The sequence below is a fragment of the Croceimicrobium hydrocarbonivorans genome (assembly GCF_014524565.1).
GTDB lineage: Bacteria > Bacteroidota > Bacteroidia > Flavobacteriales > Schleiferiaceae > Croceimicrobium > Croceimicrobium hydrocarbonivorans.
The window spans coordinates 3,795,506-3,813,438 of sequence record NZ_CP060139.1; the positions used below are offsets into that span (position 1 = coordinate 3,795,506).

The window sequence follows — 17,933 nt, forward strand, 5'->3', positions numbered from 1 at the left end:
ATATTTCGAGATGGGCAAAAAGCTAAATTTTATCTTTTTAAGTGCACTGGTATTAGTAGCCTTGTTTTTAGGTTCCGACTACAGTTTTGAAGGGGCCGAAAATATTAATGCAGGAGATACAGCTTGGATGCTGGTGGCATCGGCATTCGTATTATTAATGACTCCAGGACTGGCTTTTTTCTATGGTGGTATGGTAAATCGCAAGAACGTGATTTCGACCATGTTGCAGAGCTTTGTCGCATTAGGTGTGGTAAGTATCCTTTGGGTGGTGGTGGGATTTAGCCTTTGTTTTGGTGATAGTTGGAAGGGCTTGATTGGTAATCCCTTAACCTATTTCAATTTGAAAGGAGTGGGCTTAGCTCCTAATCCTGATTTTGCAGATGGGATTCCTTTTTTACTTTTTGCCTTATTCCAGCTCAAATTTGCTATCATCACACCGGCCTTAATTACAGGAAGCTTTGCTGAACGAATTCGCTTTCGGTCTTATATCCTTTTTATCGTATTCTTCACTCTTTTAATTTATGCCCCCTTAGCGCATATGACCTGGCATCCGGACGGCCTGTTTCGAAATATGGGGGTTTTGGATTTTGCCGGTGGTACGGTAGTGCATATGTCGGCCGGATTTGCCGCCCTGGCAGGAGCACTCTATTTAGGTAAGCGTAAACAATTATCCCATGAGCCTGCCAATGTGCCCTTTATCATATTAGGTACAGGCTTGCTTTGGTTTGGTTGGTTTGGCTTTAATGCCGGATCATCTTTGGGCGCTAATGCTGATGCAGTGGCTGCTTTCGCCAATACTAATCTAGCTTCGGCAGCAGGTATGATCGCCTGGATTTTCTACGATCGTTTTCAAAATCGAAAAATGTCGGCCTTAGGCGCTTGTATTGGGGCGATTGTAGGCTTGGTAGCCATTACCCCGGCGGCAGGTTTTGTTACCATGGGTGAGTCCATATTTATTGGGTTTATCGCTTCCTTAACCAGCAATTTTGCCATTCGCTTTAAGAATGCCCGTGAAATTGATGATACCTTGGATGTATTTCCCAGTCATGGTATTGGCGGTATTGTAGGGATGATCTTAACCGCCGTTTTTGCGCGGGAAGTAGGCCTCACCAGTGGTGAGTATGAAACCTTCCTTTATCATATCTTGGCCTTAATTATTACCGCTGTTTTCACCTTTGGTGGCTCCTTATTGCTCTATCGATTGGTAGATGCGATGATTCCATTACGGGTAAGCCCAGAGCAAGAGCTCAAAGGCTTAGATGCTAGTCAGCATGGGGAAGTGGCCGTTTAACTGATTCGATTTGAACGAAATATGCTGCTAATCTGATAAACTACCAGGCCAATGAAAAAGGGTGTTAAGAGGGCATCGATAGGGATACCTAGTACTAAACCGCAAATGTTTAGGATCGCACCCAAGGCAATTATGGAATAGCCCAGATAGCCAATTAAATTGGGCTTTTCCATATAGTGTAAGCTCCCCGATACAATAGCCATGCCTACAAAAACTAAGGCGTAGACGTAATTCACTTCGGAGTATCCAGCCAAATTGAGTCCTATAAAAGTTAGTAGGGCCAAAATGGTGAAACTCAAGGTAAGCAGCCCCATAACTCGCTGTTTAGGAAGGACTAAATGCCTGCCAAAACGATGGAAAACCATCAGTCCATCGGATAGTGAATCTAAAATCCAGGTAGAAAGGGCAAAGAGACCTAATAGCGCAATTACCGGCGTTAGCCATAATTTGGAGTCAGCACTTAAGCCAGCCATAAACCGCACCAGTCTGAAAATGATAAAGTAGATCAGAATAAAGGCATAGCGGTTCTTTTGATTTAATCGCAGTATCCAAAACTCGTATTGCAGATAAAGGCGGTAGAATAAATTGCTAGCCTTAATGGCGCTGAGCATTCCATCTTTAGCCGCTTCATTATTGGGGTTTAAGCGTAAGGCTTCCTGAAAATGCTCCATGGCCTTTTTATGCTGGCCCTTTTGCAGGTGAATCAATCCGGTGGAATAATGACTAAAAGAGTCCTGAGGATTGTGATGCAAAGTATGACTGGAGTTCTCCATCGCTTCTGCCGTGCGCCCCAGCCTGGATAGAATGATGGAGCGATTATTCAAGGCTTGGGTGTGCTCTGCGTCTAAGCTAAGGGCTTGTTCTGCAGCTTTCAGGGCCTGCTGATTATCCAGCATATTCATCAGGATCAAAGACTTCATGGCCCAGTGATCCGGATCATTGGGAGCAATAGAGATGGCTTCATCTATCGCCTTTATGGCTTCCTGATTCAAGTCAACTTGAAAGGCTCGATAAGCCTTGAGATAGAAGGCTAAATCAGAAAAAGGGAAGAGCCCTAAAAAATGCTCGACTTTTGCTTTGGCGGTTTTCGGGGCTTTTCGGATACTCAAATAGGTATCCAAATAGGTCACTTGAAAGTCCATTGGATTTTGCTCCAATATTGGCGCAAGTTCTTTCTCGGCCTGATCATAACGATCTTGTTCGATAAGTAAGTGAATGCGATCCAGGGCAGCTCCCATATTATTTCTTGATTTTCAAGTAGTCGAGAATGGCATCGTAATTCCCGGAATTATTAGCGAAAAGGGCAAAGTTCTTCGCCTGGCTAAACCATTCCTTGGTAGTGGCTTTATGTTTTTTCACTCCTTTCAATAAATCCTTAGTTTCCAGCGGACTGATATTCCCCGTTTTGAAGGATTCTTCCAGCTTTTCCTCGATGGCTACATCAATGATGGCTTTAAGATCAGCACCAGAGTATTCTTGGGTTTTAGAAGCAAGCTTACTGAAGTCCACTTTTCCTTGAGGCTTTTCCTTCAATTGTTGTTTTAGAATCTCCAGTCGGGCTTCTTCATCGGGTGGTGGAACAAATAAGATTCGATCAAATCGACCCGGGCGGCGAAAAGCAGGGTCTAAGTTCCATGGCATATTAGTAGCGCCCAAAATAAGTACACCTTCATTGCTGTTTTGGATGCCGTCCATTTCCGCTAAAAACTGGTTAATAACGGTGCTGCTGCCGGAGTTTTTCATCTGACTGCGACTGGCACCCAGGGCATCTACTTCATCAATAAAGAGTACACAGGGAGCATTGCGGCGGGCTAATTCAAAAAACTGATGCAGGTTTTTCTCGCTATTGCCAATCCACATATCGAGGATTTCATTGAGGCTGATGCTGATAAAACGAGCATTAATTTCGCCAGCCGTGGCCCGGGCTATATAGGTTTTACCACATCCTGGAGGACCGTAAAGTAAAATGCCGCCACCTATCTTTTTACCATAGGCTTTATAGAGTTCGGGATGCTGTAAGGGCTGAATAATTTTCAGGGCGATTTCCCTTTTAACTTCGGCCATACCTCCTACATCGGCAAATCCTATATCAGGTTTCTCCATGAATAATTCGTCGATGGGATTTTCATCTACCTCCATTCCACTTAAGCGGAACATCTCATCCAATTGAGCATCTTTCCAATTGGGGTCTAGGTTTAGCGCCTTTTCATAGGCATCCCGACTTTCAGCGATATTATCTTCGGCCAAATGGGCTTTGGCTAAGAGGCTATAGAGTTGAGCTTCCTCAGGATATTTTTCGATGGAATCTTCCAGAAATACAATGGCAGTTGAAGGATTCTCAGTCTTGAGCCATATCTGCGCCAAAGCCAAGCGGGGCTTTAATTCCTCTTGTTGCTGAAGTACTTTTAGGAAGTGGCTTTCGGCTTCTTCATAAAGGCCTTTTTCAAAAAGGCTATTGGCTAAAATTAATCGGAGGGGACGGTTATTGGGAGAGGCATTTAAGGCTTCTCTCAAATCATCAATATTCATAAAATCAGATTAATAAAATACTAAAGGATCCATGCGTAGGATTCTACTTATAGCTTGGTAAAGTACGGGCATTTCTTTTTGAAACTGTGCCGGTCTTTCAATGAAGTTCTCGCAGCAAACGGCAAAAAACTCATGCACATTGGTGCGAGCATAGGATCTCAGAAACTCACCTTTATAGGCTGGCCTGCTGGTAAATAGCTCGAACTCTTCTAGAAATAAATGGTAATCACGGGGATCAATGAAATCGTAATTGGAGTTCAAAATTTTGTTCTCCAACTTTAGGGCATGAGCCATTTCGTGAACTCCTAGATTTTGACCATCATTGCGATCGGAATTTCCCTTTTCGAAAGAGGACCAGGAAAGAACGATCATTCCACGAATATTAACTTCACCTGCATGGTATTGCTTGCTGATGGTGGAGTAGTAGTCATCCCGGTAAATTAAGATGCGGGAAAAATGATCGAAGTAAAATCGGCGAAAGCCAAAGGTGAGCTCTACCGCTGTAGCGGCAATTAAGGCTTTTTTGCGATCGTCGACCTGCATGTATTTATCTCGGGCGATAAACTTTTTAGTATTAATGAACTGCTGTACTCTGCGCTCAAAGCGCTTTTGCAATTTGGGCGGCAGGCGTTTGTACAGCGGAATTTCCTGCAAATAAGGACGGTAACTTAATTTGAGATTCAAGGGATACTGTTTATTGGTCCAGCGATAAATGCTGAAAATGGGCAATACCAGCATCAGGGATACAGCAGCTATGTCTCCCATCACTTCAACAATCTCTCTTTCCGGGCCAGGTTCTGGGACCTGAAGAAAAAACAGCGATTGCAGGAATAGCGATTTGAATAGAAAAATCATGGTCGCTAAAATTAGGATATTCCTAATCACTGCGCTTCGTATATTCGTGATAAAGCTTCGCATGAATTTAAGTCGCCTATTTCAAAAAGCTCAGACGAGCAAATACCATAAATTTTTATTGGAGCAGGGCTTACGCCGATTTGTGCCCTTTAATCGATCACATCGATTTCAAATTGAGCAAATTAGCACACATTCACTACGGATTAAGGCCCCTTATCGCAAGTCCAATTTAAATCACCTCAAGGGTATTCATGCTTGTGCCTTAGCCACTATTGCCGAGATTAGTTCCGGTTTGCTTTTAATTGGAATTCTGGATCCGAATAAATACCGAATCATCTTGCAGAAATTGGATTTAGAATACCATTATCAAGCGAAAAGCGAAGCCATTGCCCGATTTGAAGTTTCAGAAGATTGGTTACAAGATCGGGTTTTTGAACCCCTGGAAAATTCAGATCGAGTGTTTGTAGACTGCAATATCAATCTCTTTGATAAGGATGATAAACAGGTGGCTACGGCTATCGCCCGATGGCAGATTAAGAACTGGCAATCGGTGAAAACGAAAGTATAAGCCTTGGCACGGCAAAAATCATTGCTCTATTTACACAGTTCGGTAGCACTTTTTGGATTAGCCGGATTGTTTGGCCGCTGGCTTAATTTCAACCCTTTGATCATTGTAGGAGGGAGGGTCTTATTTGCAGCAATAGCCCTCGCTATTATTCTGGGTTTACGAAAAGGTGCTCTTCCAAAATTGAGTGTAAAACTCCTGTATCGAACTGCCGTCTCCGGAGCCATTTTGGCTTTACATTGGTACGCTTTCTTCAAATCTATTCAGGAGACCTCGGTGGCTTTAGCTCTGTTAAGCTTTGCCAGTTTTCCTTTATTCACTTTGATTCTGGAAAGTGTATTCTGGAAACTGAAAGTTCATGGGATTGATGTTTTATGGGCCTTGATGTCCATAAGCGGAACAGCCTTAATTGTACCTTGGGATATGGCTTCGCCGGAAACCAATGGCGTACTTTGGGGTCTCTTTGCTGGCTTTAGTTTCGCTGTATTGAACCTACTTAATAAAGACCTGGTCAAGAAACATTCGGCCTTGGAAATTGGCTTTTATCAGGACATTTGGGCCACCTTGGTTCTATTACCATTCTGCATTGCAGTTTGGCCTCAATTTACCGCTCAGGATATTGGCTTACTGATTCTGTTGGGAACGGTGTTTACCGCCCTGTCGCATTTCTTATTTCTGGCGGCTCTAAAAGATTTAAAAGCCAGAACTGCAGCCTTGGTTACCGCCTTAGAGCCCGTATATGGCATTGCCGCTGCCTATTTCCTTTTTCAGGAAACACCGGAACTCACTGTTTTCCTAGGTGGGATTCTAATTCTAGTCGCTAGTTTGGGCGGGCAAAGAAGGGAAAAGGCTTAAAACAAAAGGTGTTGATCTACCAACTCCCGTATGCAGGCTTCACCGCCCTTACGGCTAAGGATATGGATGTCGGGATGGAGTAAAACTTCTTCCACTGCATCGGCAGGAGCAAAGGCAGCACCTACTGCTTTCAAAACCGGGATGTCGTTGATGTCATCACCGATATAGGCTGTTTCCTCAGCACTAATATTATGTTCCTTCCACCAATTTTGAATGACTTCCAACTTTGGAGTTTTTCCCACATATACCAAGGGAATACCTAATTGTTGGGCTCGGGATTCTACTACGCCGGTAGAATGGCCATGGGAGATTATTCCGGTAAGGATACCAGCGGCCTGAGCCTGTTTAATACCCATGCCATCTTTCACATTAAAAACCTTGGTGTGCTCCCCATCGGTACTTACGATCATTTCCCCTTTGGTCATTACTCCATCGCAATCCATTACCAGCATTTTCACCCTTTTAGGTCGCTGATCGATTCGCTTTTTAAAGAGTACTTCTACGGGGTATCCAGTTTCTTCAGCAATGCGAAAAAGATCGAAAACCTCCAAACTGGCTCCACGGGAAAAGCGCTCAATAGTAGAGTAGAGGCGATGCGTAGGCGGAATGGTCCGCTGTAAATAATGGAGGTTAGCCCTCAGATTATCCCAATGATCGGTCATGATTGCAGTGCTTCACGCACTTTCATGCATTTTTCCAAAATCGGACGCAGCTTGCTTAATTCCAACATGGTATAAGGATCCGATTGTGCGGTATGAGGAGCGGGATGGGTTTCTATAAAGAAGCCATCAGCCCCAGTGGCTATGGCGGAAAGCGCAATGGTTTCAATCAAACGAGGATCACCACCGGTTACACCTTCGGTGCGATTGGGTTTCTGTACAGAATGGGTGCAGTCCATAATAACTGGCACCCCTAAGTCCTTCATGCGGGCAATGCTGGTTGCATCAACGATTAAGTCGGAATAGCCAAAGCTCACTCCACGTTCGCAAGCCCAAACATTTTGATTGCCAGTGCTCTGTACCTTTTCAACCGGCCATTTCATGGCTTCTGGCGAAAGGAACTGTCCTTTCTTAATATTCACCCCTTTACCTGTTTCGCCCGCGGCTAATAGCAAATCAGTTTGTCGACATAAGAAGGCAGGGATTTGCAAGTGATTCACATATTGGGCGGCAAGGGCTGCTTCTTGACTTTCGTGGATATCGGTAATGGTCTCAACCTGGAGCTCCTTGCCAATGGCTTGTAAAATCTCCAAAGCTTCGATGTCTCCAATTCCGGTAAAGGAATCCAAGCGGGAGCGATTGGCCTTGCGGTAACTACCTTTAAAGATGTAGTGGATGCCAAGATCATCACAAATGCCTTTTACTTCACGAGCAATGGCGAAGGCCAAATCACGATCTTCAATGGCACAAGGACCAGCAATTAAGGTAAACTTCATTTCATTCGTGCTTTATCACCAAGGTAGCCGGAGTGGTGGCGCTTGGCGTATTCTTCTTTGCTAAAACCAATTCGCTCCATCAAGAGGGTCACTAATACATCACCCACCACCGTCATTACCGTGGTAGAGGTAGTGGGAGTGAGTCCTAATGGGCAAATCTCCGCTGGGTTTCCGGTTAATAAAACCACATCCGAAAATTCGGCTAAGGCCCCGTCTGGGTGACCGGTAAGCCCGATGATTTTCATCTCAGGATGGAGGTTTTTTACCAGATATTCCAATTCGATAATCTCGCGGGTTTTCCCCGAATTTGAAATTAAGATCATTACATCATTCTCTTGTACCATCCCTAAATCACCATGTTGCGATTCGCTAGGATGCAAGAAAATAGCTGGGGTTCCGGTAGAACTTAAGGTAGTGGCGATGTTCAAACCTATTTGACCGGCTTTACCCATGCCTGATACTACTACCTTGCCTTTTTTCTGATGTACTTGTTCGTAAATGAGATCTATAGCGCCTTCAATTACTCCGTCGATGGGAATGTTTTGAATGGCTTCAATTTCCTTATTTATAAGGGATTGGATTTTATTTGTAAGCGTCATATAGCAATTATACCAAAAGTTTTCCGTCGCGCATTTCAATCAGGCGATCAGCCGTTTCTGCCAAGGCTCGGTTATGCGTAATCACCACGAAGCTACTGCCAAACTCCTGGCGAATACGGTCAAATAATTTGTGAATTTCCTCGGCATTATGGCTGTCGAGGTTGCCAGTGGGCTCATCCGCCAATACCAAATCCGGGCGATTCATTAAGGCTCGGGCCACTGCTACTCTTTGCTGCTCACCACCTGAAAGGGCAGAAGGCTTGTGCGACATCCGATCTTTGAGTCCCATAAAATCCAGCAATTCAGCGGCTTGTTGCAGGCATTTTTGTTTAGCCTTACGGCTGATTAAGCCAGGGATAGCCACATTTTCCAATGCTGTGAATTCCGGCAATAAATGATGAAACTGAAAAATGAAGCCTAAATGTTGATTTCGAAATTGACTCATTTTTGCAGCTCCAAGCCGACTAATCTCCTGATCTCCAAAATAGATTTCACCAGAATCGGCGGCTTCCAGAGTGCCTAATATTTGTAAAAGGGTGGTTTTACCTGCGCCACTGGCTCCCATTATAGATACCACCTCACCGGATTGGATTTCCAGATCTACTCCTTTTAAGACTTCCAGTTGTCCGTAGGACTTATGAATATTCTGTGCGCGTATGATCATTTCCCTTGCAATTGATTGCGGGTTTGGTGGTAGTCGAGGAAATAAGCCAAGCGAATCGACAGGTTATTCTGTACTGGCGAATCGAAGGCATTATTTAAATTTTGAAGATAGTTGTTGTTGATGTCATCCCCAAGATTGGAGAGGGCCACCCGATATAAAATCACCATTTCTGAAGCCGGTGCAAACCACCAGCTGAAACGAAGATCCAAGTTTAAGGTGTTGAAATATAGGTTGTAATCATCGTTACCTTCACGAAGGCTTAAGGTTCCATTCGCATTGAGATTGTAATAGTCTTGATAATCTACCCGACTCCAAAACTGACGTAATCTTAAACCCAATGAAGCTTTTGGATTGAAGGCATAACGACCGTCAATTAGGGCGATCAAATTCTTTACATCGCGAGAGCCGAAAACGGGTACTCCTGAACCTAAGGATGCAAAGCCGCGATCATTGTAGAATAAATCGAAGGTAACTTGGGGAATGATAAAGAAGTGATCGCCCAAACGAATACGAGGTTCGATATTAATATTATAGTAATCGCGATCCCAATCTGGAGTACGGTCGTAACCAAAATCCAAATCGAGGGCAAAGGGTTTGCGGTAATCGGTAGAGATAAAGAAAACTGTAGAGTAATTATAGGGCTTGTAGAAGTAGGAACCCGCTACTCTTGGTTCGAAATAGTCATAGGACTCAATAGGCTTTAAACGCAGACGAAGACCGGTACCGGTGAAATCCCTCAAAAGGAAAAAGGTGTTTAAACCCAAATAGAATTCTTCAAAACGTTGACTGTCGTAAAGCTGTGAGTAAACAGAAAAGAGGGTATAGCTGGTACGGTTAAATGGCCCCTTGGGTTTAAAGGTGGCATATTCCAGTTCATTGTAATTCCGAATCTGGTTGTTCCGAGCCAAAAAGCCTAAATCATTAGGATCGAAATCATCACTAATCACATCCTGACGAATGGCCCATCTCCAATTGCCATCTATATCACCAAAACGCAAATAATACTGTTCACCACTTCTGGTAGCATTAGAGCCTTGAAAGCGATCACTGCGCTTAATTTGAGCATCCACTCGGTATTGACCGCTTTTGGTATAAACACTGGCCAATAAGGCAGCCACGTTTGCATCGGCATATTCGCCATTACGCAGCACATTGGTATTAATAAAGCTTACACTTGAATTGCGATTAAAGCGCTGGTCGAGAACCAGAATATTGTAATTGGTAAGAGGCTCCAACAAGCGTTGACTAGTTTGCCCGGCCGAATCGATGGTACTATAATTATTGTCGGTTACGGCATTTAAAAAGCCTATACCCAAGTTACCATTGGTACGACCAGAAATTTTGGTCGCATTTAAAAGGCGGGTAAATTCTGTACGTACGGTAATTTCCGCTGTATCATTACCACTTAAATCCTGATTAGTAATGTTTTTGGGTGCGCCACCAATCCGTCGTGAATAGAATAAATCACCCAGGCTAAAGAGCTCAGTACCTTCATTAAAGAATTGGCGATTTTCTTGAAATTGAATTTCAAATGGACTTAAGTTTAAGACCTGATTATCGAAGGCTACCTGGCCAAAATCCGGAATTAAAGTCGCATCCAGCGTAAAGCTTTCATTGATCCCATATTTAAGGTCCATTCCCGCATTGAAGTCCAGGGTGGTTTTATCCTCAAAATGATCTACATAGGTAGAGGCATAGGGCATTAAGGATAAGCGAATAGGTGGATTAATGTCGCGAATATTACTCAGGATACCAGCCTGATATTCCCAGCTATAGCCCGAACCGCGATCAATATAATTCCAAGAGTATTCCTCTCGTGATCTACGGATGGAACGGATTACATTAAAACCCCAATCCTTTTTTAATTCATTTGGGAAACGCAAGGAGATATAAGGAATCTTCAATTCACATACCCAGCCTTCTTCGGTAATCTGTACAGCCGAATACCAAATGGAATTAAAGGAATAGTCCTCGCCATTGGCGGTGGTACGGCTGTCGCCCTGGGTTCCGGCCGAAGTTAGGAAGAAGGTAAAATCGTTTTGGCCATCATTAAAAGGATTAATGGCAATAGCTAACCAATCGTGATTTTGGTTAATATCGTCCCGAACCGTCACCTGCTTTAAGATAGAATCAGGCCGTGGATCGAGCATGGTTACTCCGAAATAGATGGCTTCATCGGTATAAAATACCTTTACGGTGGTCTTAAATCCGGCGGGAATAGCCTCACCACTTCCGGGCGAAAGCATCACAAAATCAGTGGCTTCCGGGGCATAGTGCCAGATAGAATCTTGAAGAGAACCGTCTATTTCAACTTCAGCCTTCGTTTTTAAGGGCTCCAGGCTTTTCTTTTGCGCGGACAGAGCCCAGGAAAGCAGAAGGAAAAAGAGAAGGGCAGAACGCTGCAACATCTTAGAAATTCGGGTGAATTAGTAAATGGCCGCAAAGGTAGATAAAAGGCAATCAAAATTTTCCTGCTAAGACTTTGGATGGTATTTTTGCGGCCATCAGCAAAAAAGCAAATCGATGAATTTACACGAGTATCAAGGAAAAGATATTTTGGCAAGCTACGGAGTACGCGTTCAACGTGGTATTGTAGCAAGCAGCCCTGATGAAGCTGTGGCAGCAGCTCAGAAACTGAGTGAAGAAACCGGAACCTCTTGGTGGGTAGTTAAAGCCCAAATCCATGCCGGTGGCCGTGGTAAAGGCGGTGGCGTTAAATTGGCCAAGTCTTTAGAGGATGTAAAAACCATCTCTGAGCAGATCTTGGGTATGATGCTGGTTACTCCTCAAACTTCAGCTGAGGGTAAGCTTGTAAATCAGGTGCTTATTGCAGAGGATGTATACTATCCTGGTGAAAGCGAAACTTCTGAAATCTATATGTCTGTATTGTTGAACCGTAATACCGGTCGCAATATGATTATGTATTCTACCGAAGGTGGAATGGACATTGAAGAAGTAGCCGACAAAACTCCGGAGCGCATCTTCACCGAAGAAATCGACCCAAAAGTAGGATTACAAGGTTTCCAGGCTCGCAAGATTGCCTTTAACTTAGGCTTAAGCGGTGCCGCTTTTAAAGAAATGGTGAAATTCGTGAGCAGCTTATACAAGGCTTACGACGGTATTGATGCCAGCCTTTTCGAAATCAACCCGGTATTAAAGACCTCTGACGATAAGATTTTAGCGGTTGACGCGAAAGTAACTTTAGATGACAACGGTTTATTCCGTCATAAAGATTACGCTGAATTACGTGATAAGCGTGAGGAAGATCCTATTGATGTTGAGGCTGGTGAAGCGGGCTTAAACTTCGTAAACCTAGATGGTAACGTAGGTTGTATGGTTAACGGAGCTGGTTTAGCGATGGCTACCATGGACATCATTAAAATGGCCGGTGGAAACCCTGCAAACTTCCTGGATGTAGGAGGTACTGCTGATGCTGCAAGGGTAGAAAAAGCCTTCCGTATCATTTTACAAGACGAGAATGTAAAGGCAATTTTGGTAAATATCTTCGGTGGTATCGTTCGTTGCGATCGCGTTGCTCAAGGTATTATCGATGCCTATAAAAACATCGAAGACATTAACATTCCTATCATCGTTCGCTTACAAGGAACCAATGCTGAGTTGGCGAAGGAAATGATTGATAATTCTGGATTGCAAGTACACTCTGCCATTGCTTTGGCTGAAGCGGCTGGCAAGGTTCAAGAATTAGTAGGATAAGATTATTCGAAAATCATATAAAAGCCGGTTTCCTTTGAAGCCGGCTTTTTTGATTCAATAGATGCCTAATGAAAAAAAGACCTGCTCTTAAATACCTCATTTTTAGTCTGGCCGTATTAATCTTGATCATAATCTTCAGGCCGGCACCGCCCATTGATGAAGCAGAAGCTCGAATTGAAACCGGGCGGGTAGAGCGTATTTATGAAATTGGAAATGTAGATCTAGCCTTTCAATTGGAAAACGGCGAAACCTTTGTCATTAGAGAAGGAGTAGAGCAGTATTTGCGAGCGGATAGCCTTCGGGGTCTCTATTTAAATAAAGAGCTCACTTTTAAGTATCCCGAATATTGGTCGCCAATTAATAGGGATTCAAGCCAAAAGCATGCTTCTCAGGTGCAGTGGGGCGAGGAGATAATCTATACCGAGTTTAAGAAGAAGCCTAAGCCTTAATTCGACTCTTTGCGTTTCACCTTGCGATTGGTATTACGCTTGTAAATTTCATCGGGAATGGTAACCGTAGTAGTGGTTGGGGTGTAAATCCCGATGGTTAAGGTGGATACGATCATGTCTTGCGGAGTAGATCGTGTGTAGATTTCATAATTCAAGGTATCGCCAACCATTTGGTCAATATGGCAGCGCTTAACGGGAATTACACCAAATCCCATAAAATGATTCTTCTCCGTTACCTCACGAGTTTTCTCAACGCGTACGCCTTTTCCGATGCTGTAGTGATGACTGAAGCAAGAACTTAAGAGTAAACTGCCAATGACGAGGGCGGCCAGGCTTTTCAATTTCATGGGACTAATTTGGCGCTAAATTAACCGGGGATTGCGTCCGATGCAATATTGAGGTTCTTTAAGATGTCAGATTTTCCTTCCGAATGCCCTCTCCAAAATCCAATGGCCTTTCCTCTGGCGGCAAATGCTCTTAATTGCTGGATGGCTTTTTCGGCATAATCATGTGGGTAATGCCCTGCCTGGATAAGGTATCCATCCATTAATACCATCAAGATTTCTACATTCAAATACTCATCTACCAAAAACTTGGTGGCCTCAAAGAGGTCGGGCATTTCGCGGGCATTCTCACAGAAATTAGCATAAGTCGCCGCGCCATTTACTTTATTAAGCTGAAACTTCCCGGCTTTAACCAATTCGGCTACCGGTGCCTGCGTCTCTTGCCAAAGCAAATCTATAGCCTCTAAAAGCTCCATAAACTGCAAACCCAGGCCGGTGCTAATAAATTCAGGGTACTGCCTTTTGATGGATTCGCGGTAATCGAAAACACGACTCATGCTACTCGCACTAAAAACGGCCTCCTCTTCAGTCATATAATAATTGAAGAGCAAATCTCTGCCACGCTCCAATACTTCATCCAAGCTTATCTGATTGGCCCACTCCAGGATTAAAGTCCGGTGGTGTTGCGCTTTTTTCATGGCATCAGAATCTGATTTAAAATTCCGATTCCAGGTCAGAGTGTTGAGAAATAGCATTCCTGTCGTATTTGTAAAGCAAATTAACGGATAAATAATTTTATTGTAATGATATGTTTTATAGGATTTTGTGTTTTTTTAATAACATTTTTTAATATTTGTGGAAAATTAGGAAGTGGGGGTTTTGAACTTGAGTACAACTAAGAAGAAGCTTTTTAGGTTTGAGGTGGACCTGGAAGAGAACTCCGTTTGGTTTTCGGATTCCTTCTACGAAATGATGAATATATCTCATTCCCATTCATTTATGTTTAATGATTACTGGAGCCTAGTGCATCCGGATGATCGAGAACAGGTTCGAAAGGTCTTGGAGGTTGGTATGGAGAAAGCCTCCGAAATTGAACTGAAGTATCGCTTGCAAACCAGCTTTGGTAAAACCATACACGTTTATAATGAAAGTAGCTTTAGCAGCAATGCCATAGGAAAAGTGGTAAGCATGCGCGGTATGGTAATGGACATCAGTCCTTATGTGAATGTGCAAAGTCGCATTGATGAGATGCAAGATCTGCTCGAAATGAAAGATCAGGCGATTGCCATGATTGCCCACGACCTACGCAATCCTATTTCTCAGGTTGATGGTATCTTAAGATTATTGAGAGCAGAGCTACAGAAGGAAGAAAATCTGGGCTTAGTGGATATGGGATTTGACGCCATTAACCATGCTTACACCATATTGGCTGAACTCAATGAGGCTACTCGAAACAAGGTTGCCGGTAAAAGCATTGATAAAGAAAAATTCCTTTTAGCTCCCTTATTGCAAAAAGTGGGAGAAGCCTTCAAGATTCGTTTAGAAGAGAAAGGCTTAGATCTACATATTGATGCCCCAGAAGATTTAGTGGTGTTGGCTAATGAGAACAAGCTTTTTAGAGCGGTTGAAAATCTTATCTCTAATGCGATTAAGTTCTCCAAAGAAGGAAAGGCTATTCATTTGATTGGTCGCGATGAAAAGGATTGTTTTTGTATTGCGGTAGAAGATCAAGGTATAGGTATGCCTGAGTCTATCCGCAAACGCCTTTTTCAAGGGATGAATAAAGATATCCGCAGAGTAGGAACCGCTGGTGAAAGCTCAATTGGTATTGGTTTGAGTATTGTGAAAGGGGTGGTAGATTTACATCAAGGGAAAATCCGGGTAGAAAGCGAAGACGGCAAAGGATCTCGATTTACCATTTGCATACCTAAGTCTTAAAATCGATAGTGTAGTTTCTGCATGCCATTCGAATAGGAATGGGCATTGATTAGCTTAAGCATATGCTGTTTTTCTTGTTTGAGAAATAGAGGCTGACCCTCACCCAGAATTATGGGAACCTTAAACCAGATTAATTCATCAATAGCATTTAGCTCCAAAAAGCCCTGGATGATCTGAGCTCCACCTTCCAGAAAGGCATGTTGAGCTCCCTCATTTTCCAATTCTTGCAATAAGGCACTAATGGATTGGTTCCATACTTCAATGTTGCCAGGCAGTACCATTTGCTTAGAACTGAGTACCACATGTCGTTTTTCTGGATGAGGGACCTCAATGCCCTGAGCTCTTACCCACTCGTAGGTTTTACGTCCGGTAATAACCGTATCCACTGAATTGATGAATTTCGAATAGCCATAATCCTGACCTTCCACTTGCATGGGGTTTAAAAAGGAAAGATCATCATTAGGACCGGCGATATAGCCGTCGGCTGAGCTGGCGATGTAGAGGCTTATTTTCATATTCCTAAAGCTAGCACTCTTATTTTAATCTTGAAGCCTCAATTTCAATGTCCCTATAGAAAAAAAGCCCATCCTTAGGGGATGGGCTTGATGGGTGATTCAAATTGAATCAAGGAGAATTATAAACTCGGAACCTTTGGTTTTTCCCTGGGTTTATCGAGGAAATAGGATAGGCCTAAATGAGCCTGGAAATACCAGTCATTTAGCCCGTCGGTGGACCGGAAGGTGTTTTCCCGAGGTAGTTTCACTTCTTTGGTGATTCCATATAGTTCGCGATTACTGAGTTCACCAACTTGCTGATTGGCGCGCATAGCTTCAATATCGCCACCATACCATAAACCAGGGCCAAAGTCATCCAAATAGTCAGTCGAAGTGTAAACTGCTTTTACTTCACCTTTTAAGCTAAAGTTTCGGAAAAGCCAGGTGGTACTAAAACTCAATCCGGTGGATACCGCAATTTGCGAGTAGGGTTTAGCACCAGGTAAGAAGTTTTGACCTTCAGACCCCAGATTTCTTAGATTGTATCGATTATCCCGGATTCTTGCCAGATAGGAGAGGTAATTCTCATCAGGCTTTCGTTCGCTGTAAATAGTTCGATAAGGAGTAAAGTGAAAGGCGCCTATGGATAGTCCCAAACTCGGGATCAACTTGGATCCTTGATTGGGTTTTAATTGATATTGCCGTAAATGCCAAATACCCTCGAATTCCAAGCTTCGTATTTGGGTTATGAAACTGATCGGGAAGGCGTTTTTCGACATTTGTACTTCTTGATACTCATCATTATAGCCCATTAATGGAGCGGTGCCTGAGAAAAAGCCAACCGAGCTTAAATCATGCATGGAAATGGTGGTATGGTAGAAGGAGGCTTTTGCAGCAAAACGCGTATTAAAGTTGTATTGGGCATAGGCGCCAAAGCTCCAATCAATAGTAGAAGGGGTGTAAGCCAAATCCTCTACCAACTCAAATTTGGGTTTGATATCGCCGGCGCCATACATACCACCGCCGCCCCATAGTCCAACTTCCCAGCGATTTACTGGGGTAGTGCCTTTGGTGAAGAAATTGTGAACGCGATTTCCCAAATTGGCTAAAGCCGTATTTTCTTCTGCGGCAGCGGTATCCAAGGCTTCTTCCTCGGCATAAACGGGTAAATCTTCTTTTTGAGTGCTGTCTAAAACTTCAGACACTTCAGGCTTAGGAAGTATGATGCGATATCCATCGGCCAATTCTAAGAATTTAGCTGGTCCTTCGGTGTAGATTACCCAGCTGTGATCCTTCTGGCGAATTAATTCATAGTCCAACGAATTCTCTGCTTCATCCAAAAGGGTGAACATCAGGTTTTTCTGACCCACATTGGCAATTTGCATTTGAATGCTGTCTTGCACATGCTTTAGAATTTTGAAGTCAGTAGCCTCCTTGGTTTCGAGAGGACGAAGCTCTATAACCTCTAATTGGGCTAAGCGATGGTCTACGCGATGATCCAAGATGCTAACTTCCTTAGTTTCGGCAGCTAGAGATTTAATTTTCAATTCCTGTTCAAAATTGCCTCCTACAGAAATCAGGTAATCGTCATCTTCAAAACGGTTACGATCGAAGATAAAGGTTCCGATATCTTGAGGATTGCGCTCATCTGGATAAAGGTCAAAATGAACCAAAGCTTGTTCCGGACCTTCAAAATAATTATCGCGGAAATGGATTTGGTCAAAATCATAGTTCACCAATGGAGAGCCGTAGGCTTCGACAACCATGCCGGAGCGATTATTGACAAAGAGCAGGTCTTTTACCTTGAGGTCGATGCTTCGTCCCCATCTACGGTCGATATAAGGATCGCCTAAGTACAATACCGGCTCACCACTGGTGCTCCCCTGAAAATGAAGTTGTTCTAAAATGACTTCCTTTCGATACCAAAAGGGATCAAAACGCAAAGCTTGGGTCAGATCTTCGAATTCTACATTTCGAATTTTAACCGCGGCATCGGCGCTTTGAGCCTGGATTTGAATTCCCACCCCTGGGTTTTCAGGGTCACTATTAATAATTCGGATGGGCTTCTCAGCACTTCCTTCTAAACATAAGGACCCTTCGATAAGGAGCAGTACTCCAGGGCCTAATTCGATCACAGAGCCGGCATAGGCCTCCAGGCTCTGACCTTCCTTAAAGAAGGTGTTTTTCTCAAAGCGCAGCGTGTCTGAGGCCGCATGCACTGTGCTGCCAGCTCCGGTGAGGCCGATGGCAAGCAGCATTGA

At 43.6% G+C, this 17,933-nt stretch carries 18 protein-coding genes; 6 read left to right on the forward strand and 12 right to left on the reverse strand.

Annotated elements, in window-relative coordinates:
• The first annotated feature begins 10 nt into the window (after nucleotides 1-10).
• Entirely contained in the window at nucleotides 11-1,291 is a 1,281-nt protein-coding gene (locus H4K34_RS16980; RefSeq protein ID WP_210758577.1) for an ammonium transporter, read from the forward strand.
• On the opposite strand, the gene H4K34_RS16985 is transcribed toward H4K34_RS16980, so the two are convergent.
• From H4K34_RS16985 to H4K34_RS16995, 3 genes are read right to left on the reverse strand one after another with little or no spacing between them, the layout of a single operon-like run.
• Entirely contained in the window at nucleotides 1,288-2,529 is a 1,242-nt protein-coding gene (locus tag H4K34_RS16985; RefSeq protein ID WP_210758578.1) for a tetratricopeptide repeat protein, read from the reverse strand. The two genes, H4K34_RS16980 and H4K34_RS16985, sit on opposite strands and share 4 nt — an antisense overlap.
• 1 nt (nucleotide 2,530) lies before the next feature.
• Nucleotides 2,531-3,820: an ATP-binding protein gene (locus H4K34_RS16990; RefSeq protein WP_210758579.1), complete on the reverse strand. Its 1,290-nt coding sequence runs from the start codon at nucleotides 3,818-3,820 to the stop codon at nucleotides 2,531-2,533.
• Between the two features lie 9 nt (nucleotides 3,821-3,829).
• Complete coding sequence (locus tag H4K34_RS16995; protein ID WP_210758580.1) at nucleotides 3,830-4,675, reverse strand: zinc-dependent peptidase; 846 nt, start codon at nucleotides 4,673-4,675, stop codon at nucleotides 3,830-3,832.
• 61 nt (nucleotides 4,676-4,736) lie between these two features.
• On the opposite strand from H4K34_RS16995, the gene H4K34_RS17000 reads away from it, so the two are divergent.
• Both H4K34_RS17000 and H4K34_RS17005 read left to right on the forward strand, forming a co-directional pair.
• Nucleotides 4,737-5,243 (forward strand): DUF4442 domain-containing protein, encoded by a 507-nt coding sequence (locus tag H4K34_RS17000; protein ID WP_210758581.1) that lies wholly within the window; start codon nucleotides 4,737-4,739, stop codon nucleotides 5,241-5,243.
• A gap of 3 nt (nucleotides 5,244-5,246) precedes the next feature.
• The gene (locus H4K34_RS17005; protein WP_210758582.1) at nucleotides 5,247-6,095 is read left to right on the forward strand and encodes a DMT family transporter; all 849 of its coding nucleotides are present in this window, start codon (nucleotides 5,247-5,249) and stop codon (nucleotides 6,093-6,095) included.
• On the opposite strand, the gene H4K34_RS17010 is transcribed toward H4K34_RS17005, so the two are convergent.
• The 5 genes from H4K34_RS17010 to H4K34_RS17030 are packed head-to-tail and all read right to left on the reverse strand — an operon-like array spanning nucleotide 6,092 to nucleotide 11,201.
• Nucleotides 6,092-6,757, reverse strand: coding sequence for a KdsC family phosphatase (locus H4K34_RS17010; RefSeq protein WP_210758583.1), 666 nt, complete (start codon nucleotides 6,755-6,757; stop codon nucleotides 6,092-6,094). The genes H4K34_RS17005 and H4K34_RS17010 overlap by 4 nt on opposite strands.
• The gene (kdsA, locus tag H4K34_RS17015; protein ID WP_210758584.1) at nucleotides 6,754-7,530 is read right to left on the reverse strand and encodes a 3-deoxy-8-phosphooctulonate synthase; all 777 of its coding nucleotides are present in this window, start codon (nucleotides 7,528-7,530) and stop codon (nucleotides 6,754-6,756) included. Before kdsA ends, H4K34_RS17010 begins: the two co-directional genes overlap by 4 nt.
• Nucleotides 7,527-8,129 carry a KpsF/GutQ family sugar-phosphate isomerase gene (locus H4K34_RS17020; RefSeq protein WP_210758585.1) on the reverse strand — a complete coding sequence of 201 codons (603 nt, stop codon included), beginning with the start codon at nucleotides 8,127-8,129 and terminating at the stop codon, nucleotides 7,527-7,529. The genes kdsA and H4K34_RS17020 overlap by 4 nt, the downstream gene beginning before the upstream one ends.
• Before the next feature lie 7 nt (nucleotides 8,130-8,136).
• Nucleotides 8,137-8,790: an ABC transporter ATP-binding protein gene (locus tag H4K34_RS17025; RefSeq protein WP_210760609.1), complete on the reverse strand. Its 654-nt coding sequence runs from the start codon at nucleotides 8,788-8,790 to the stop codon at nucleotides 8,137-8,139.
• Nucleotides 8,790-11,201, reverse strand: coding sequence for a DUF5916 domain-containing protein (locus tag H4K34_RS17030; RefSeq protein ID WP_210758586.1), 2,412 nt, complete (start codon nucleotides 11,199-11,201; stop codon nucleotides 8,790-8,792). Before H4K34_RS17030 ends, H4K34_RS17025 begins: the two co-directional genes overlap by 1 nt.
• 115 nt (nucleotides 11,202-11,316) lie before the next feature.
• On the opposite strand from H4K34_RS17030, the gene sucC reads away from it, so the two are divergent.
• Nucleotides 11,317-12,507: an ADP-forming succinate--CoA ligase subunit beta gene (sucC, locus tag H4K34_RS17035; protein ID WP_210758587.1), complete on the forward strand. Its 1,191-nt coding sequence runs from the start codon at nucleotides 11,317-11,319 to the stop codon at nucleotides 12,505-12,507.
• A 68-nt stretch (nucleotides 12,508-12,575) separates the two neighbouring features.
• The gene (locus tag H4K34_RS17040) at nucleotides 12,576-12,956 is read left to right on the forward strand and encodes a hypothetical protein (protein WP_210758588.1); all 381 of its coding nucleotides are present in this window, start codon (nucleotides 12,576-12,578) and stop codon (nucleotides 12,954-12,956) included.
• On the opposite strand, the gene H4K34_RS17045 is transcribed toward H4K34_RS17040, so the two are convergent.
• Together H4K34_RS17045 and H4K34_RS17050 are read right to left on the reverse strand one after the other, a co-directional pair.
• Nucleotides 12,953-13,303: a Bor/Iss family lipoprotein gene (locus tag H4K34_RS17045; protein ID WP_210758589.1), complete on the reverse strand. Its 351-nt coding sequence runs from the start codon at nucleotides 13,301-13,303 to the stop codon at nucleotides 12,953-12,955. The genes H4K34_RS17040 and H4K34_RS17045 overlap by 4 nt on opposite strands.
• Before the next feature lie 20 nt (nucleotides 13,304-13,323).
• Nucleotides 13,324-13,938 carry a hypothetical protein gene (locus H4K34_RS17050; protein WP_210758590.1) on the reverse strand — a complete coding sequence of 205 codons (615 nt, stop codon included), beginning with the start codon at nucleotides 13,936-13,938 and terminating at the stop codon, nucleotides 13,324-13,326.
• 187 nt (nucleotides 13,939-14,125) lie between these two features.
• Between H4K34_RS17050 and H4K34_RS17055 the strand changes: the two genes are divergently transcribed.
• Nucleotides 14,126-15,178, forward strand: coding sequence for a PAS domain-containing sensor histidine kinase (locus tag H4K34_RS17055; RefSeq protein WP_210758591.1), 1,053 nt, complete (start codon nucleotides 14,126-14,128; stop codon nucleotides 15,176-15,178).
• Here H4K34_RS17055 and H4K34_RS17060 read toward each other — a convergent pair.
• Both H4K34_RS17060 and H4K34_RS17065 read right to left on the reverse strand, forming a co-directional pair.
• Nucleotides 15,175-15,693 carry a dihydrofolate reductase family protein gene (locus H4K34_RS17060; RefSeq protein ID WP_210758592.1) on the reverse strand — a complete coding sequence of 173 codons (519 nt, stop codon included), beginning with the start codon at nucleotides 15,691-15,693 and terminating at the stop codon, nucleotides 15,175-15,177. The genes H4K34_RS17055 and H4K34_RS17060 overlap by 4 nt on opposite strands.
• A 119-nt stretch (nucleotides 15,694-15,812) precedes the next feature.
• The gene (locus H4K34_RS17065; RefSeq protein WP_210758593.1) at nucleotides 15,813-17,930 is read right to left on the reverse strand and encodes a hypothetical protein; all 2,118 of its coding nucleotides are present in this window, start codon (nucleotides 17,928-17,930) and stop codon (nucleotides 15,813-15,815) included.
• Nucleotides 17,931-17,933: the final 3 nt, after the last annotated feature.

What these genes read in the sequence shown, in the direction of transcription:
- H4K34_RS17050 (WP_210758590.1), bottom strand. Translation starts at nt 13,938, where the DNA reads ATGAAAAAAGCGCAACACCACCGGACTTTAATCCTGGAGTGGGCCAAT.
- H4K34_RS16980 (WP_210758577.1), top strand. Translation starts at nt 11, where the DNA reads ATGGGCAAAAAGCTAAATTTTATCTTTTTAAGTGCACTGGTATTAGTA.
- kdsA (WP_210758584.1), bottom strand. Translation starts at nt 7,530, where the DNA reads ATGAAGTTTACCTTAATTGCTGGTCCTTGTGCCATTGAAGATCGTGAT.
- H4K34_RS16990 (WP_210758579.1), bottom strand. Translation starts at nt 3,820, where the DNA reads ATGAATATTGATGATTTGAGAGAAGCCTTAAATGCCTCTCCCAATAAC.
- H4K34_RS17040 (WP_210758588.1), top strand. Translation starts at nt 12,576, where the DNA reads ATGAAAAAAAGACCTGCTCTTAAATACCTCATTTTTAGTCTGGCCGTA.
- H4K34_RS17010 (WP_210758583.1), bottom strand. Translation starts at nt 6,757, where the DNA reads ATGACCGATCATTGGGATAATCTGAGGGCTAACCTCCATTATTTACAG.
- H4K34_RS17030 (WP_210758586.1), bottom strand. Translation starts at nt 11,201, where the DNA reads ATGTTGCAGCGTTCTGCCCTTCTCTTTTTCCTTCTGCTTTCCTGGGCT.
- sucC (WP_210758587.1), top strand. Translation starts at nt 11,317, where the DNA reads ATGAATTTACACGAGTATCAAGGAAAAGATATTTTGGCAAGCTACGGA.
- H4K34_RS17065 (WP_210758593.1), bottom strand. Translation starts at nt 17,930, where the DNA reads ATGCTGCTTGCCATCGGCCTCACCGGAGCTGGCAGCACAGTGCATGCG.
- H4K34_RS17000 (WP_210758581.1), top strand. Translation starts at nt 4,737, where the DNA reads ATGAATTTAAGTCGCCTATTTCAAAAAGCTCAGACGAGCAAATACCAT.
- H4K34_RS16985 (WP_210758578.1), bottom strand. Translation starts at nt 2,529, where the DNA reads ATGGGAGCTGCCCTGGATCGCATTCACTTACTTATCGAACAAGATCGT.
- H4K34_RS17020 (WP_210758585.1), bottom strand. Translation starts at nt 8,129, where the DNA reads ATGACGCTTACAAATAAAATCCAATCCCTTATAAATAAGGAAATTGAA.
- H4K34_RS17060 (WP_210758592.1), bottom strand. Translation starts at nt 15,693, where the DNA reads ATGAAAATAAGCCTCTACATCGCCAGCTCAGCCGACGGCTATATCGCC.
- H4K34_RS16995 (WP_210758580.1), bottom strand. Translation starts at nt 4,675, where the DNA reads ATGATTTTTCTATTCAAATCGCTATTCCTGCAATCGCTGTTTTTTCTT.
- H4K34_RS17045 (WP_210758589.1), bottom strand. Translation starts at nt 13,303, where the DNA reads ATGAAATTGAAAAGCCTGGCCGCCCTCGTCATTGGCAGTTTACTCTTA.